This is a genomic window from Arsenophonus endosymbiont of Crataerina pallida, assembly GCF_964020125.1.
In the GTDB taxonomy this organism is placed as follows: Bacteria; Pseudomonadota; Gammaproteobacteria; order Enterobacterales; family Enterobacteriaceae; genus Arsenophonus; species Arsenophonus nilaparvatae.
In genome coordinates this window covers 1700078-1718344 of record NZ_OZ026540.1, presented here as the reverse complement: position 1 = coordinate 1718344, position 18267 = coordinate 1700078, and the positions used below count along the sequence as shown (strand labels likewise).

The 18267-nt window shown below is 35.8% G+C and carries 13 protein-coding genes, 2 rRNA genes and 2 pseudogenes; 2 read left to right on the top strand and 15 right to left on the bottom strand.

The window, feature by feature from the left end; genetic code table 11:
• The first annotated feature begins 45 nt into the window (after positions 1 to 45).
• Positions 46 to 687, top strand: a complete 642-nt coding sequence (locus AACL31_RS09255) for an AhpA/YtjB family protein (protein WP_310511455.1) — start codon at positions 46 to 48, stop codon at positions 685 to 687.
• Positions 688 to 753: 66 nt separating this feature from the next.
• On the opposite strand, the gene deoD is transcribed toward AACL31_RS09255, so the two are convergent.
• The 11 genes and pseudogenes from deoD to AACL31_RS09200 form a co-directional block, all read right to left on the bottom strand.
• Entirely contained in the window at positions 754 to 1467 is a 714-nt protein-coding gene (gene deoD / locus AACL31_RS09250) for a purine-nucleoside phosphorylase (RefSeq protein ID WP_310511454.1), read from the bottom strand.
• A 65-nt stretch (positions 1468 to 1532) separates the two neighbouring features.
• On the bottom strand, positions 1533 to 2756 hold the full coding sequence (gene deoB / locus AACL31_RS09245; protein WP_310511453.1) for a phosphopentomutase: 1224 nt from the start codon (positions 2754 to 2756) through the stop codon (positions 1533 to 1535).
• A gap of 252 nt (positions 2757 to 3008) precedes the next feature.
• A complete protein-coding gene (gene deoC, locus AACL31_RS09240; RefSeq protein ID WP_310511452.1) occupies positions 3009 to 3788 on the bottom strand; it encodes a deoxyribose-phosphate aldolase in 780 nt (259 codons plus the stop codon).
• Positions 3789 to 3866: 78 nt separating this feature from the next.
• Entirely contained in the window at positions 3867 to 5153 is a 1287-nt protein-coding gene (locus AACL31_RS09235) for a NupC/NupG family nucleoside CNT transporter (protein WP_310511451.1), read from the bottom strand.
• Positions 5154 to 5400: 247 nt separating this feature from the next.
• Positions 5401 to 6195, bottom strand: coding sequence for a TatD family hydrolase (locus AACL31_RS09230; protein ID WP_310511505.1), 795 nt, complete (start codon positions 6193 to 6195; stop codon positions 5401 to 5403).
• Positions 6185 to 7254 (bottom strand): annotated as a pseudogene (locus AACL31_RS09225) (patatin-like phospholipase family protein). The gene AACL31_RS09230 and the pseudogene AACL31_RS09225 overlap by 11 nt, the downstream one beginning before the upstream one ends.
• A 198-nt stretch (positions 7255 to 7452) precedes the next feature.
• Entirely contained in the window at positions 7453 to 9042 is a 1590-nt protein-coding gene (prfC, locus tag AACL31_RS09220) for a peptide chain release factor 3 (protein ID WP_310511450.1), read from the bottom strand.
• 410 nt (positions 9043 to 9452) lie between these two features.
• Positions 9453 to 10289: a triacylglycerol lipase gene (locus AACL31_RS09215; RefSeq protein WP_310511449.1), complete on the bottom strand. Its 837-nt coding sequence runs from the start codon at positions 10287 to 10289 to the stop codon at positions 9453 to 9455.
• Between the two features lie 639 nt (positions 10290 to 10928).
• Positions 10929 to 11831 carry a flagellin lysine-N-methylase gene (gene fliB / locus AACL31_RS09210; RefSeq protein ID WP_339053954.1) on the bottom strand — a complete coding sequence of 301 codons (903 nt, stop codon included), beginning with the start codon at positions 11829 to 11831 and terminating at the stop codon, positions 10929 to 10931.
• 115 nt (positions 11832 to 11946) lie between these two features.
• A complete protein-coding gene (gene rimI / locus AACL31_RS09205; protein ID WP_310511446.1) occupies positions 11947 to 12411 on the bottom strand; it encodes a ribosomal protein S18-alanine N-acetyltransferase in 465 nt (154 codons plus the stop codon).
• Positions 12380 to 12790 carry a DNA polymerase III subunit psi gene (locus tag AACL31_RS09200; protein WP_310510235.1) on the bottom strand — a complete coding sequence of 137 codons (411 nt, stop codon included), beginning with the start codon at positions 12788 to 12790 and terminating at the stop codon, positions 12380 to 12382. Before AACL31_RS09200 ends, rimI begins: the two co-directional genes overlap by 32 nt.
• 386 nt (positions 12791 to 13176) lie before the next feature.
• On the opposite strand from AACL31_RS09200, the gene rsmC reads away from it, so the two are divergent.
• The gene (gene rsmC / locus AACL31_RS09195; RefSeq protein WP_310511445.1) at positions 13177 to 14193 is read left to right on the top strand and encodes a 16S rRNA (guanine(1207)-N(2))-methyltransferase RsmC; all 1017 of its coding nucleotides are present in this window, start codon (positions 13177 to 13179) and stop codon (positions 14191 to 14193) included.
• Between the two features lie 230 nt (positions 14194 to 14423).
• Here the strand turns inward: rsmC and AACL31_RS09190 are convergent.
• The 4 genes and pseudogenes from AACL31_RS09190 to rrf (AACL31_RS09175) form a co-directional block, all read right to left on the bottom strand.
• A pseudogene (locus AACL31_RS09190) lies at positions 14424 to 16076 on the bottom strand (Na/Pi cotransporter family protein).
• Between the two features lie 406 nt (positions 16077 to 16482).
• A complete protein-coding gene (locus AACL31_RS09185) occupies positions 16483 to 17475 on the bottom strand; it encodes a glycosyltransferase (protein WP_310511444.1) in 993 nt (330 codons plus the stop codon).
• A 316-nt stretch (positions 17476 to 17791) separates the two neighbouring features.
• Positions 17792 to 17906, bottom strand: a 5S ribosomal RNA gene (gene rrf / locus AACL31_RS09180).
• A gap of 149 nt (positions 17907 to 18055) precedes the next feature.
• A 5S ribosomal RNA gene (gene rrf, locus AACL31_RS09175) occupies positions 18056 to 18171 on the bottom strand.
• Positions 18172 to 18267: the final 96 nt, after the last annotated feature.

The following is an 18267-nucleotide window of genomic DNA, read 5'->3' as shown; positions in this document are numbered from 1 at the left end:
AACCTCTGGCAATATGATAATGAACTAAGTTTAAAAGAGCCGATTATGATTAAAACGAAATTAAAGTTTCGATTACATAAAACTGTTATCATTTTAATTTGCCTCTTCTTACTCATTATTCTAATCCAAAAGGTTAGTTATTTTAGTCAGTTACATCAGAAAATCAGAGTCGAGCAGTTTAAAGAATTGGCTCATACACATGCTGAACAAGTTGCTTTTAGCTTATCCAATTATATACAAAGTGATGGTAAGAATTTTAATAATAAACAGATCCTGGCCATTCTTAATCAATTAACTATTAATGAACATATTCTCGATGCAAGTGTTTATCTTAATGATGGAACCAAAATTCAGCATGCAGGTGAAAAAGTTGCTTTACGAGAGCGATTATCCCTTAATCACCCTCCATGCCACAACTATGTTAACTATCAATTGGTTGTTCCAATCTTCGATACCAAAAAACCAAAAGGCTTTTTACGTTTAACCATTGATGCGCATCAATTTAGTATAGGATCTAAACAAATAGATAATATGGCTAATTTATTAAGGATTATGTTACTTTTAGCACTCACTATCGGTTTTGTTCTGGCTAATATTTTATCTAGATCAATTTCAATACACTGGCCAAAGTTACCTTTTTTATCAATAAGCAATAGTCGCTCGGCAAACAATCAGCAAAAGAAATAAAAATTGCTAAAAAGAAAGCAGATTAAAATCTGCTTTCTTGCTTGATTTAAATTTAATGATTTATTTTTAATCCAGTAATAATACTGATTCTAACGCAATTTCAACCATCTCATTAAATGTCGTTTGCCGTTCTGCTGAAGTTGTCTTTTCACCTCGACGAATATGATCAGAAACCGTACAAATAGTTAGTGCTTTGACACCATATTCCGCCGCAATGCTATACATACCAGCAGCTTCCATTTCCACCCCCAAAATGCCATATTTTTCCATTGTATCAAACACTTGCATTTGAGGCGTATAAAAAAGATCAGTAGAAAAAATATTACCTACCAGAACGTTGAGATTTTTTGCTTTAGCCGCAGTTACAGCATTATGAACCAGCTGATAATCCGCAATAGCCGCAAAATCATTATCATCAAATTTTAGTCGATTAACTTTAGAATCGGTGCATGCTCCCAGGCCGATAATAATATCGCGTAACTTTACTTGATGGCTAATAGCACCACAGGATCCTACTCGTATTATTGTTTTAACACCAAAGTCACTAATTAGCTCTTTCATGTAAATTGAACAGGAAGGGATCCCCATACCATGCCCCATCACAGAAATGCTACGACCTTGATAATTACCAGTAAAACCTAACATACCACGAACATCATTTACCTGACGGCTGTCGGTCAAATAATTTTCTGCAATATGTTTTGCGCGTAGAGGATCGCCTGGCATCAGCATAACTTCCGCAAAATCGCCCATCTCAGCATTAATATGTGGGGTGGCCATAAATAAATTTCCTTTTATTACTTATCGATAAAATCGGGAATATGAACAAATATTTCCCATCATACTTAAAATAGCGTTTTGCCATATGCCATTGGCGATAAACCAAAGTATTGCGCAACGGTTTGACCAATATCAGCAAAGGTCTGTCGATGACCTAGTGCCCCAAGTTTTACTTTCGGACCATAAATTAAAATAGGAATATTTTCCCGCGTATGATCAGTTCCTGGCCAGGTCGGGTCACAACCATGATCTGCGGTAATAATCAAAACATCCTCATTCTCAATTAATGCCAGCATTTCAGGTAAAAGACTATCAAATAACTCTAATCCTGCCGCATAACCCGCAACATCACGACGATGTCCATATGAAGAATCAAAATCAACAAAATTAGTAAACACAATGGTATTGTCGGCCGCTTTTTTGATCTCCTCAAGGCTTGCCGCAAATAGCGCTTCAATACCGGTTGCTTTCACTTGCTTAGTAATGCCGACATTGGCATAAATATCTGCAATTTTGCCAATTGAAACCACCTGGCCGGCTTTTTCTTCAACCAGTTTTTGCAGGATGGTTGGTGCAGGTGGTTCAACTGAATAATCTCGACGATTACCGGTACGCTGAAAACAGCCAGCTTTATTGCCGATAAAAGGACGAGCAATAACACGTCCAATATTATAAGCACCTTCATCTAGCGTCTTTCTCGCTATTTCACAAAGCTGATAAAGATTTTTAACCTCAAAAGTCTCTTCATGGCATGCTATCTGAAAGACTGAATCGGCTGAAGTATAGAAAATAGGTTTACCTGTTTTCATATGCTCTTCACCTAATTGATCCAAGATCACGGTGCCTGACGAGTGACAATTTCCCAGATAACCGGGCAAATTAGCCGCTTCAACTAACTTATCCAATAATTGTTGCGGAAAACTATTTTTTTGCTGTTTAAAATATCCCCATTCAAATAAAACCGGTACCCCGGCAATCTCCCAATGACCTGATGGGGTATCTTTGCCGGAAGATAACTCACTCGCATAACCATAGGCACCGATAATCTCAGCGTCTTCATCCAGGCCGATTGGAAATGTTCCTGATGACCCCTCAGCGGCTTTTGCTAACCCTAAACGCGATAAATTGGGCAAAAAGAGTTTACCTTTACGACCCTTATCAGCCTTCCCTTGCGCACAAGCGGTCGCAATATGGCCTAAAGTGTTCGCCCCAGCATCACCAAATCTATCCGCATCCTGCGTAGCGCCAATACCGAAAGAATCAAGCACCATAATGAATACACGTTTCATAACTACCCTTGGTTAGTCCAAATTCAATTAATCCATTATTAAACAAAAAATAACGCATTCCATAATTCGAGCTCATAATAACTATTTACTATCGTCAATAAATACAAAATACTAATCGATGCTATTATCTAAAAACTTCTTTTATTAACGATCATTTATTAACAATCATTTTCATAGATTATTAAAATAGACATTTTCATTTTTCTGCCAGCCAATAATTACTGAAACAGTGCATAAAAAGATCAATAAAAATTAATAGTCGCCAGTAAAATTATCTATTGGGCATCCTAATGTATTTAATAGACTAGACAATAAGCTTGACGCCCCAAAACGAAAATGACGAATATTTACCCATTCTTTTCCCATGATTCGATCGGCTAAAACCAGATATTGGGCAGCTTCTTCTACCGTACGAACGCCACCTGCCACCTTACAACCCACCTGACTAGCGACGTCCATATCTCGAATAACTTTAAGTATAATTTCAACATTCTCTAGGGTGGCATTTATCGCAACCTTACCCGTTGATGTCTTAACAAAATCAGCGCCGGCAGCAATAGCAATTTCTGCTGCCTGTCGAATAAGATCAGGCTGTTTTAATTCACCGGCTTCAATAATAACTTTCAGTAAGACACCTCTCGGTAGACAAACTTCTTTACACGCTTTAACCAGGTCAAAACCAATTTGCTTATTACCGGTTATTAATGCTCGATAGGGAAAAACAACATCAACTTCGTCTGCCCCATAAGCAATAGCAGCTTGTGTTTCAGCTGTAGCAATCGCAACATCATAGCCACCAAATGGAAAATTAGTTACCGTGGCAATACGAATATTCGGGGTTTTTTGTTCGGTTAGCATCTTACGTGCTAATGGAATAAAGCGAGGATAAATACATATCGCGGCAGTATTTCCTTGTGCAGTTTTGGCTTTATGGCATAAAATCTTCACTTTTTCATCAGTATCGTCATCATTTAGCAGAGTTAAATCCATCAAATTTAATGTGCGTTGTGCAGCAAGTTTTAATTCCATCATATAATTCTCAAAGCTACTGACATTATTGCTTTAGCGATTAAACAATCGTTCAATGTTTAATATACCAAGCAGATTAAGTTACATAGTCGCTAACGATAAAAAGAAGCCAGCAATAGTGGCACTCATCAAATTAGATAACGAACCGGCTAATACCGCTTTCAAACCTAATCGAGCAACATCTTTACGACGGTTCGGGGCAATTCCACCTAAACCACCCAGTAATATGGCTACTGACGCTAAATTAGCAAAACCACACAATGCAAAAGAGATTATGGCTTTAGTATGTTCAGAAAGTACTTGCTTACCAGCGGCAATAACTTCACTATCAGGTTTTAAGTATTCGCCAAAATTCATATAAGCAACAAATTCATTGACCACTAACTTTTGCCCAATAAAAGAACCGGCAATTGTCGCTTCATGCCAGGGTATACCAATCAAATAGGCAATTAGCGCAAAGATCCAGCCTAAAATCAATTCTAATGATAAGCCTGGTATATGGATCCAGCCACCAATCACCGATAAAATACCGTTAAGTAACGCTATCAATGCAACAAATGCCAGCAACATCGCACCGACATTTAGAGCAAGTTGCATGCCGGAAGAAGCGCCAGTGGCGGCAGCATCAATAATGTTAACTGGGCGTTCTTCGCCGCTCGCCACACTGACCATATTCACTGCATCGTGTGTTTTCTCTGTCTCCGGTACCATCAATTTGGCAAATAACAATCCCCCCGGTGCTGCCATAAAAGATGCTGCGATCAGATATTCCATTGGCACCCCCATTTGCGCATAGCCGGCCAATACCGAGCCAGCAACCGAAGCTAATCCACCACACATAACAGCAAATAATTCAGAGTTTGTCATGGTGGCAATATAGGGTCTGACAACCAAAGGCGCCTCTGTATGACCGACAAAAATATTAGCGGTCGCTGATAGTGACTCAGTACGTGAGGTGCCTAATATCCATTGCAAAAGTCCACCTAAGATTTTGATAAAAAACTGCATAATACCAAGATAATAAAGTACGGCTATCAATGACGAGAAGAAAACAATGACCGGTAAGACACGTAAGGCAAAAATAAAACCACCACCGCCAAACAGTTCAAACATTTTATTAGAGACTAAACCACCAAAGACAAAATCCATGCCAACTTGTCCATAACCAATCACACTAGAGACTGCATCTGATACAGTTTCCAAAGTGCGGCGACCGGCAGGGATATAAAGAACAAATGTGCCAATTGCCATTTGAATAACAAAAGCACCAAATACGGTACGGAATTTAATTGCCCGACGGTTACTGGAAAAAATGATAGCGATGAAAATCAATACTACCATCCCTAGCAGGCTCATAATGAGTTGCATGAATAATATCCCTGTGTATTATATAACAAATGAAAATTTATATAGTTTAAAAAATAAACTGCCAGTTTAATGCGCAGACATTATAACGATTTCTCATTAATAACTGACAGTCGGTATCACAAATAATCATAACGAAAAATCACGAAAAAATAAATTTTGCGACACATATCACTTACGAAAAGCGATATTGCCGGCAAAAATTATCTAAAAAATACCATAATTATAATTAAATAACTTATTGGTATGATTATTTAGCCATATTAGTCTGCTCTTTTTTAATATTAAAGAGTTGCAAACTATTGTTATAAAGCTGTGTTGCAATTTCCTCTGCTGACTCTTGCCGAAGGTTACATAGTGCCTCAAATACCAAACCTATTCTTTCAGGACGATTAACCTGCCCCTGAAATCCAGCTAATGGCATATCAGGGGCATCAGTTTCAAGTACTAATGACGACAGCGGCAATTGCGCAGCTACTGCTCTGGTTTTCTTAGCCCGTTGATAGGTGATAACGCCACCAATACCGATAAAATAACCTAAACGGATAAAAGCATTCGCTTGCGACAAACTGCCTGCAAATCCATGAATGACTCCCTTTTTCGGCACGTCAAATCGTCTTAATAAAGCAGCTAGTTGATCATGACTTTTACGCGAATGAAGAATAACCGGTAAATCATACTGTTTAGCCAGCTGTAATTGCTGGATCAGCAATGCTTGTTGTTGCTTAACCGCAGCATTAGTAACAAAATAATCTAAACCTATTTCACCAATAGCAACACATTTATTGCTGTTTTGCTGCAATAATGCCACTAATTTAGCAAAATGATCAGATAAAAAATCTGCGATATACAAAGGATGAAAACCTAATGCGGCATACAAATGCGGATATTGTTGTGCCAGTGAATATACTCGCTCAAAATTCTCAATACCAACCGCCGGGACAATGATATCAGTCACGCCAGCTTTCACCGCGCGTGAAAAACTATCTTCAATATCATGGATAAAAGGAGGAAAATCAAAATGACAATGGGTGTCAACGAACATCAATGGCTAATCCTTCATCACCTGATTTTGGTTCTTCATCTTGTTGATTCGAAATTATCTCCGCAGACAAAGATGCCGAATTAGCAACCTGATTATTTTCAATAGAATACGGGTAAGATGCTAAATTATCAGTAGAAAAATAGTGTTTTAAACTAGTTAAAAAATAGCTGCCACATTGACGCCCAATATGATAATCAGTCTCTAAGGTTGAAGCACGGCTACCTAATGCACAACTCATTAAAGGTTTCGGTGGATAAATTTCAAAAATTTGGATACCTGGTGGTGGCGCAGCAATAAATTTTTGTGTCTGTTGATAGCTTTTAATATGTACTTTTATCATCTTAGCCATCCGCCGTATATTGCGGTGTTCCAACCAGCGAGTCATCCTCTTTAACCATTCAGATGTATAATAAATTCCCGAAGGAACCGTTCTAATTACCACAATTGTTTTGCCCCACGACGATAAGCTTCTTCAACAGGAATTGAAGCCGTTATACCACCATCATGATAAAGCTCCCCATTAAATACTGCTCCCTGGCGATAAAAGCCGGGGATAGCACTTGACGCCCGAATAATATCTAGCCAACTATCTTGTGTTGGTTGAAAATAAACCGGACTAAAATCCTCGTAGCGACATGCACTGATTAAAAATTGACGCCCGCTGTCTAAGTAAGACAATCCAGTAGAGAGAAATCAAGGGGTAATTCACGGGAGGTAATATCAATTAGCCAATCTAAATCAATCATATGGCCACCACGAATAAAACGTAGTGGATTAAAAAATTGAGATTTAGTGGTATAATCAGTAATCACCTTACGGGCATAACCACGCTGTTGGCAAAGATAGGCCGATAAATTTTGTGCGCCGGCCGATGTCCCTATCATGATGTTAAATGGGTTGAAACCAACACGGAGAAATTCATCCAATACACCGGCAGTAAAAATACCACGCTGTCCACCCCCCCTCACAGACTAATGCTATTTTACCGAGATCAAATGCATTATCCTCGAAGGCTAAAGGCTCAATATTACCCAATGTGACTGATATATGTCTTCCCATATTGCTTTCCCCCCTTAAAACTGATAGTAGACCCTCTAAATACAATCTGCTATTCAAAATCTACTATTGGGTTTAATAGTGAGATTTTTAGCGGCTTAAAAATTTGGGAGAAACCAATAAATACAGCAATTGAAAAATAGTCATACCCCCACTAATAACAAGTGAGGGTAATGTAATAAAAAATCAATATGCCATAAATTAATGCTCTCGCGTTTTGCAGAACCGAATTTCAGGGTAGCGTTCGCGGGTTAGATTAAGATTTACCATCGTTGGGGCAATATAACTGAGGTTATCGCCACCATCTAAAGCCAGGTTTTGTTCATTTTTACGTTTGAACTCTTCTAATTTTTTTACGTCATCACATTCGATCCAACGTGCGGTTGACACATTTACTGGCTCATAAATAGCTTCAACATTGTATTCACTCTTCAAGCGCGCTACCACCACATCAAACTGAAGCACACCAACAGCACCAACAATAAGATCATTATTGGCTAAAGGACGAAATACCTGAACCGCACCCTCTTCGGATAACTGAACCAATCCTTTAAGTAACTGTTTCTGCTTTAACGGATCACGTAAACGGATGCGTTTGAATAGTTCAGGCGCAAAATTAGGAATACCGGTAAATTTTAACACTTCTCCCTGGGTAAAAGTATCACCAATCTGAATAGTGCCATGATTATGCAAGCCAATGATATCACCTGGAAACGCTTCTTCAACATGGGAACGATCACCGGCCATAAAAGTAAGCGCATCTGAAATAACCACCTCTTTTTTATTTCGTACCTGATAAAGTTTCATACCCTTTTGATAACAACCTGACACAATCCGCAAAAAAGCCACCCGATCACGATGTTTGGGATCCATATTGGCTTGTATTTTGAACACAAAACCAGAAAATTTTTCTTCCTCGGCATTAACGATACGACTATCAGCCTGCCGAGGCATAGGAGTTGGCGCCCAATTGACCAAACCATCTAACATATGATCAACACCAAAGTTACCTAAAGCGGTGCCAAAAAAGACGGGTGTTAACTTGCCTTGTAAAAATGCGTCTAAATTGAATTCATGAGAAGCACCCTTTACTAGTTCAAGCTCTTCTCGTAGCTGAGCAGCAAAATCGTCTCCAATAACTTTGTCCAATTCGGTATTATTTAATCCTTTAATAACAACAACGTCTTGAATAGCATGCCCTTGCCCACTCTGGTATAAAATAGTTTCATCACGATAAAGATGATAAACCCCTTTAAATAACTTGCCACAACCAATTGGCCAGGTAATCGGGCTACAAGCGATACTCAATTCACTTTCAACCTCATCCATTAATTCCATTGGATCGCGAATATCGCGATCCAATTTGTTCATAAAGGTTAAAATAGGTGTATCACGTAACCGTGTTACTTCCATCAATTTACGCGTACGATCTTCAACGCCTTTAGCTGCATCAATCACCATCAAACAACAATCGACCGCCGTTAAGGTCCGATAAGTATCTTCCGAAAAATCCTCATGCCCTGGGGTATCAAGCAAATTAATCAAGCAATTTTGGTAAGGAAATTGCATTACCGAAGTGGTAATCGAGATCCCGCGCTGTTTTTCCATTTCCATCCAGTCAGATTTTGCATGTTGATTCGAACCACGCCCCTTCACTGTGCCCGCTTTTTGAATAGCTTGGCCAAACAACAGTACTTTTTCTGTGATCGTGGTTTTCCCTGCATCAGGGTGAGAAATGATAGCAAAGGTTCTGCGCCGCGCTATTTTCTGACAAAAATTATTCTCTTTCATTATAACTACCCAACATACACAACATGATGTATAAAAAATTGGTAAAAATTCTACACTGACAAAGCCATTTTGAAAACAATTACTAACTCATTAAAAAATATTTTTTAGTTAGCCGATAAAATTAAATATAAAAAAAGTAAAGAAAATTGTTTTTAACTAAATATAGATTATTTAATTAAATCAGAAAATCTATTACTGATTATATTAAAGTCACTAATTAAAATATTTATTAGAATAAACAAGACGATTAAATGAAAATTTTTTACATAATATGTCAGATATTAACATATTACTCTTATAATATATATGATTAATAGCTATTAAGAATAAATTTAATAAATAATCGATTAATATTATTACCAAATGGTGTTCTTTACTATTTTATTTTATAAGCCTCTTTTTGCTAATATTTATGCATGATTGACATAAATTTGAGGGACATCATATTTATTTGAAACAAATCCAGCAATTTGATTAACGATATCAAAATGATCCATATTATAATCATCACGGATTAATTTACCTAACCGCATACTATAACGTCCTACAAGCCCATCTTTTTCTTTTACAAAAAGTTTATTCAACTGTCGCAATGGTAGATGAGAAATATCAAACATATTTATTCCTATATCAAGCAATGAATTTTTAATAAAACTGCCGTATGAATAGTAATGCACGCCATTAACAACCTCATCACCTTCCCCTCCCCATACTGTTGGCAAACCTTGCGGATATTTTTTATTAAATTCATTGACCACTTTTGTCGTCAATGATTCTAATGCCTTGACACCGTCTTGCGGTTTCAATGTACCCGATGACAAAAGAGAAATAAATTTGAAAAATACTTCAGCAGTAGTAGTAACCAATCTTTCTGCTAACATGCCTGGTAGCAAAATTTTTCTAAGCAGATCAGCGATTTCAGAACCATAATTGACTCCATTCATTGTTGTTACTGAAGCAATATTGGCTGGATAATTTGCAGCAACATAACGTGCATATAAAGCCCCTTGACTATGAGCAATCAAATTGACTTTTTCACAGCCTGCTTTTCTTTTGATCTCATCGATGAATTCCCAAAGTTGCTCTCCATTTACTTCATTTGAATTAGCTCCAGACAACGTAGGTATATATACATTATAACCTTGTTCTTGCAATCGACTTTCAATAGAAAAAAAATATGGATAGCCAACTATTCTATCGAAACCAAAGAATCCATGAACTAAAATAATAGGATATTTCGTCGACATAATCTCTCCTTATTAAGGTAGTTTAATATTAAAAATAGATTCTAATACTTTATAAAAATAATTAATTACAAAATAGGATTATCACATTAGACAATTTATGCTGATAAAAGGTAAGCTAAATAATATTATATAACAAGCAACTTAAACTCACTGGTATAAAAATTTAAATTAATATTTGATAAGTTAATATTATTTATGAAAGTGAATAATATAAATGTAATCATTACCTAATAAAAATATGAAATAATATAAAAATGCCATCAATTTAAGATGGCATTGAAAAAACATTTCTAAAAAAGGTAATTAATTTAATAACAGCAAACAAGATAAATCATCACCATAATTAAGTTTATCAATTAACTCATCAAGCTGTTGGTGTAAATTAAAAGTATGCTGAGTTACGGTCGAATAATGACAAAACATTAATTGAATACTCTCCATTGACACCTCAATATCATAAGCTGACTGGACAGACAATAATGTTTTAATATAAAAATAATCAACAATATAATAGTAAAGTGATCGTAAACTCTTTTTTAAATCATATAAACCAAATTTTTCATTATATATTCGATAAAGAAAATAGTTCTTTAATACATATGGTTCAGCTAAGCAACTAGTTGATAGAATTTTTTGTCATTAACTATCCAGTTTTTCCCAATTAACCGCCATATTTTCATTTAGTGATTCTGACTCTAAATCAAAAAAATGCATAGTTTTGCTAAAAGCCGGTAATAAATAATGTTTAGAGCGAGCTGTGGTAGTAAAAAAACGTGACATAATCAATAATAAAGAAAACTTTAACTGATGCCTAACTGAGGATGTTAGCTGTTTTCTCTGTTGATATATTTCTCCATTAATTAATCCTTCCACTAATGACATAAATATATTTTCAACTTTTGGATAATTTGCTTCTATTTGATAATCAATTGATTGTAAAAACACAATAAACTGCGTAAGCGCATAAAGATTATCTTCAATAAAAGGACTTTCAGCCATAATTAAATGACTACAAAATAGCTGTATAATTTGATGCTCTTGCGTCATTACTCTACTTTGATCAATAACTCGCTTTTCAGTAATTCTAACTTTTTCAATCACCATGTTCTCTTCATATTTCATCGAATCCGGCTGAAATAACACTAAACGAACTACCTCTGGGCAAGAAAAACTCAACGAATGTTGCGTATAACCATCAAATTGCGTTTTTAATCTTGGATAAGTCTGGCAAGCATGGCTTAATGCGCTGGGTCCTAATGTTTTATAAATCCCACACAATTTGTCACGACCAAAAAATGGACATTTGCCATCTTCATCATATGCAATAAAAGAGTACTGGTTAGTACCACTACCTTTAGGATATTTAATCAGATGTTTATCAGTGATCTCTTTGATCTCAATTTGATGGGCAGTTTTATATTTTTTATAAGTCTTCTTATCAATGTTAATCGTCCAACCACGACAACAATGAGACAAACACTGATCACCTATACATTTAAATTTTTTATAAAAAAGCGGGATAATTTCTCTATGTTGTTTCATTACAAATAGGCCTATTAAGCGAATATTGATACACAAATTACCACTCAATAGCGCCTATCAATGGTACTATTATCGAATCTAAACTATTTTTTTTATCTTAATTAAGTATTTAAATTTATAAGGCAGGCATACTATCAGGCAAAATAGTTAACGCCATAACCACTGCATCTTCACGTTTTTTTGCCGCCGGATAATAATTTTTTCTTATTGTGACAATATGAAAACCCAGTTTTTCGTATAGCTGAATTGCCGCATGATTTAATTGCCGGACTTCCAACCACAAAGTTTTGATATTTTTGGTTGCCAAATGTTCGATCAAATAGCGTAGTAAACACTCACCATAACCTTGTCCTTGATAATCAGGATGAATAGCAATATTAAAGAGGGTTGCCTCATCAAGCAAATATTGTGTGATAACGAAACCAACCAATTGATTTTCAAGACTGATTTTTAAATTAATATATTGCTTTCCTTGATTACCGTAGAATACCTTTTCACTCCAGGGAAAAGCATGACTCAAGTTTTCAATAGCAAAAGCAGAGACTAAATCAGTTTGTTCTAAATTCGAAATTATTTTCATGCTGGCATATTTGCGCCCACAAAGCGCGTTTTGACTGAGGATCAGAATAAATTTCTGGCAATGGTAAAGTATGGATAACCCATGTTTTTGAACTAACAGGTAATTGTTTGCCTATGATCCAACAAGGCCAAAGAATTTCTTTTGGTAACAGCGATACCTCTTTAGTTAATAAACAGCATACCTGACGACTGTCTATCATCATCGCTCGTAAAATATCTTTGACAAAAAGGTTACCTAAATCAATGCGTTCATCAGCGATGATAATTAATTGGGTAGCGTCAGGAATACACACTGCATGTTCACCACGCAGTAGCGCAGGATCGCGTAATGTCCATTGCACAATTCCCATCTGCTTTAGTAATTGATCTCTAATCGTCATCAAACTACTCCACCACAATATATACCAAGCCACCATATCAAACCGAGTTATATAAATCAAAATAATAACATTGCAAAACCTAGCAATATAAACACAATTACTCTTTCTCTCTAACTATATTTATTTGCTGAATCTAAACTGCAAATAAATAGGGTAAATAGACAAATTATTAAGTTATCAAGAAACAATATGATCACTAAATAGTAGATAACAAGTAACCATTGGATTGAAATCTAATAATAGTGATACAATCGCGATAATAAGTTCATATCTCACAAATTTATCAAAATTTACGATCCTATGAGCGATATTTTTACGCTTACTGCGAATATTTTCCTTTTATAGTTGGTAAAAGGAAACCTAATCTAATACAGGAGCCAACATTTATGTCTTCACTGATGCCCGCAAGTGAAGTGATTTTACGCCATGATGAATACTTTATCGGCCGTCGTGTTTTAATCGCTGGTAACTTACAAGATAATATTAGCGCTGAAATGAGCGCTGAAATTTTACATATTTTAACTAATCAATATCACTACTGGTTATCATTTAACAAAGCGCTAGGCGAAAAAGCCCATTATGACTTAACGCTTGAAAAAACAGTGGCGAGACAATTTAATACACTGATCTATTTTTGGCCTAAAAACAAGCAAGAAGCCCATTTTCAACTACACAATATTTGCTCAGTTTTACCAGTAAGTAGTGATATTTTTATTGTTGGTGAAAATCGTAGTGGTGTAAATAGCGCCAATAAAATTCTAGAAGAAATAGGCAGTGTACGCAAAATTGATGCAGCACGGCGCTGTAGCCTCTATTATTGCCAGCTAGAAAAACAACCTCACTTTCATTTAAATGATTGGTGGAATATCTATAAGGTCGCTGATATAACTATCAAAACCCTACCTGGCGTATTTAGTCAACAAGCGCTGGATGCCGGTAGTCAACTACTTCTTTCTACATTTGATAAACCTATCAAGGGTAAATTATTAGATATCGCATCCGGCTCTGGTGTGCTTGCAACGGTTATTGGCAAGAGAAACCCTGGCATAAAATTAACTCTCTGCGATACTCACGCTGCGGCGGTCACATCCTCTATTGAAACCATAAAAATAAATGGCTTAACTGGCGATGTTATAGCAAGTGATATCTACTCTGCGATTGAAGATAGTTACGACTGGATAATTTGCAACCCGCCGTTTCATGATGGATTAAAAACGGATTATTCAGCCGCTGAAGCAATCATCAAACAAGCATCAAATCATCTAAAACCAGGTGGAAAATTTAGAATGGTTGCCAATGCCTTCTTACCTTATCCAGATTGGTTAGATAAAGCGTTTGGTCGCCATGAAATACTTGCCCAAACAGGTAAATTCAAGGTTTATCAAGCCAGCAAATTTCGTTAAATCTGATACGATAAGTTTTTAGCAAAATAATTAATTATTTAAATAACATTGTTACCACTTTCGTTTTAAGTGAATGAGAGATGAGAATGGAAGTCAGTAACAATATTTAATTGCAACTTTATTTAGCATAAATAAATAATTCATTTTCAAATGACAAAGTCTGATGAAGATAACGATTTAAATCATCTCTCTGTCATTGGCGTTTCAATTATTATTTAATGAATAACTAATTATATATTTTTATCACTTTCAGGATTAATTTGTTCAGCACGGTTTTCACTTACATCTTCTAATACATGATAAGCGATAGCACAAAAAAGCGAATTTAATCTTTTCATATCCCCAAGTAAACTAACATGTAAGTTGCTGGTATCGAGACTTTGTACATTTAGCTTATGTAGGCGCTCAACATGCGCATAAGCATAACCTTGATTTAATAATCGGAATCGATGTTTAGCCCTTCGTAATCGACGCGCATTATCTATGTCTCCAGATACGAATACCGACATAGCTAAACTCAAATTATTCTGTAATCGTTCCATCAGAGTATTCAGTTCTTTAGTACCGGCAGGGGAGAAAAAATGTTGCTTATCAAATATTTTTTTAACCACTTCTGTTGCCATACGATTAATGATGGTGGCTGATTGCTGTAAATTCAAAGCAGTATCAATAATTTCAGCCCAGCGACGAGAATCAGCTTCCCCTAGTTGATTTTGCTGAATTTGAGCCAAATAGAGTTTAATGCTACTATGTAGCATATCGATCTCTTCTTCCAGGTGTGCAATATAACGCCGCTGTATTTTATTGCCTTTTAGAACTTCAGCCAAACGTTGAACCATTTGCTCAACAATATCCCCCATACGTAGTGTCTCTCTTACCGCATTGGCAATCGCTAATGAAGGTGTCTCCAACGCCGCTTTATCTAAATAACGAGGTGCAAAAACCTCGACCTCTACAGGGGAAATAGGAATAAGACGTTAGCATAAACGCGACATGAATTCGACAAATGGCAGCATTACTAAACAACGCAGTAAATTATAAAATACATGAAAATAGATCACCACTTCAGAGGCATTAAAATTATAATGACCAATCCAGTCAGCTAATGGTTTAATCCAGGGTAAAATTATTATTGCGCCAATAAGCTTGAATAATAAACTGCCTAAAGCCACTTGCCGTGCCGATCCGCTTTGCTGGCTACTACCTATCATAGCTAATAAACCACTACCGATATTAGAGCCAATAACAATCGAGAGGCTGATATAAAGCGGTACGAGTCCGGCCACACTTAATGTTGCTGTCAACAAAACCGCTGCCAGACTGAAATAGGTGAGCATAGCAAATACCGCACCAACTAGTAGTGCTAAAATGGTATCACCGCTTAAAGAGGTAAAAATTGCTTGGATAGCGGATGCATGAGTAATTGGTGTTGCTGAACCAACAATAAGCTTTAAAGCTAATAAAATCAGACCTAGGCCAATCGCAACTCGCCCTAATTGACCAGAACGATTTTTTTTCTGACTAAGAAAAGTAATAACACCAAATAAAATTAACAATGGTGATAACCATGCCAAATCAAAAGTTAACACCCGGGCCATTATCGCAGTACCGACGTCAGCACCCAACATAATAACCATAGCTGGCGTGATAGAAATTAACCCTTGTGTCACAAAAGAAATAACCAATAATGCCGTCGCATTACTACTTTGTACTAAAGCAGTGACACCAATACCCGCCAAAAATGCGCGCGATTTTTTACCGATACTTTTGCCTAATATTCGGCGTAAATCGCTACCGAAAACCCGCATAATACCAGTTCGGACAATATATGTGCCCCATACCAATAAAGCCACTGATGATAATAATTCAATTAATGTTAACATTAATTATCCATGCTATTTGTCTACAACTCATTATATTCATATTGACTCTTTTATATTAGCATTTGCAACCATTTGTTCACTTTATTTAAATGCTTTATTAAAAAATGTTATTTTTTTCTTTTAATAAAAATGATATCAACTTTCTTTTAATGCTGATACAAAAAATTGCCACTGTTTGTTTAAACAAACAGTGGCAAACATTATTCATTACTTGGGAAATTTATTTAATATCCATAGAATATTTCATTGTAAAGCAAAAAACTATTTGATCCATTAAATGCATCACATTTGTCGAGTAAGAATACTAAACTCTGGTATAAGTTTAACATCTAGATCATCGATTTATTTTAAAATAATAATGAGCATTATGATATTTTCTCATTACTAAAGCTTTTTTTACATAATACTACGTTTTGTATTTAAGTAACGATTTTAGTTTTAAATAACGTCGGCTCAGTCGCCATTTTAATTTTAGCGTTGTCGCATGTTGCCAGGTAATGTGCCAATATCCTTCGTCAAAAAAGCGCTTAACCATCTCATATTTAATTTTTGGCGATTTAATCGCTTGAATAGACAATACAACACCAAAACCTTCCTTACTAATTTGCCACCAACAAGCTGGAGTTTGATTTACCGCATTAGGATATTTTTTATATATATCCATTAACATATCAATAATTTTCAAATAAGTATTAACCTTACGTACTCGTAAAGCATCACCGCATAATGAATGTGAAACTGATTTACTATGAATAAAATAATCATAATAAGATTCATTAATAAACTGAACGCGTTTTGCATTAAGTAATATTTCTGTTGTCCAAGGGATATCTTGATGATGGAGTTGCGGCTCAAACTGATACTGATGTTCACGAATAAAACTTAACTTATAAATATTCAGCCAAGTCACGTGTAAAAATTTACCTGAACTTAAACCTTTTTGTAACCATTCGGTTCCTGAAATTATGCCTGTCGATGGAACTTTTTTTAAGGGAAAAATTAATTTAGAGGGTGAGCCATCCATATAAACATAAGTACCATTACACATCGCAACATCTAAATTACCCAATTTTGCCAACGTTAATAAACGGTTATACATACCTAAATGAATAATATCGTCAATATCAGGAAAGGCTATATATTTACCTGTAGCAATATTCATTCCCACATTACGTGCGACAGATACGCCGAGATTTTCCTGATGTAAAATCTTAGTATTCGGAAATCGCTCTATACATTCCTCTAATAATAAAGTGCTATTATCCGTTGAACCATCATTGACTAAAATAAGTTCCCAGTTTTCTAATTTTTGTTGTTCAAGACAATTAAAAAATTTTGGTAAGAATGGTTCGCCATTAAATACAGCAACAACAATACTTAGCATCGGTTCAGCTAACATATGTTTACCTTAATCATTATCCTTTTTTTGAGGTTATTTAATCTTATATCAAATATTCAATAGATAAATGTTTATAGGCTCAATTTTGTTAAAAAAATAGAATAATAATGTCGCTAATATCAAATAAATATATTACAAGATAATTCGCGTAATTAATTATGAACAAATGAAATTATTAAAATTAATATAAATATCACTTTTATTATTGATATAAAAAATTGCATTAGTATTAAAGTTGTTATGCAAGTTTTATATTGAATATAGCTATTTTTCAGATAAAAAAAGCTACCTTAATTAGGTGGCCTTAATATTTTAAGCTTAGAGTTCCCTACTCTCACATGGGGAGACCCCACACTACCATCAGCACTACGGCATTTCACTTCTGAGTTCGGCATGGGATCAGGTGGAGCTACCGCGCTATAGCTACTAAGCAAATTCTTTGCTATTTATATTTTAACGAACGTTTAAGCAGCCTATCCATCATATTAATAATTAAAAGTATAGATAAATAACGACTAGCCAAACTGTTCTATCACAGATCCATTTCGCTAACGGTCTTTCCCATTAGCCTTAAATTAAAGTCTGGCAGCTCCCTACTCTCACATGGGGAGACCCCACACTACCATCGGCGCTACGGCATTTCACTTCTGAGTTCGGCATGGGGTCAGGTGGGACCACCGCGCTATTACCGCCAGACAAATTCTTTTCTATTTATCCCGTCTTATTTCGCTGCCTTACAGTCTGCTCACCTACCTCAGTAGCGAACACACCTCGGCCTTCAGTAAAATTCGA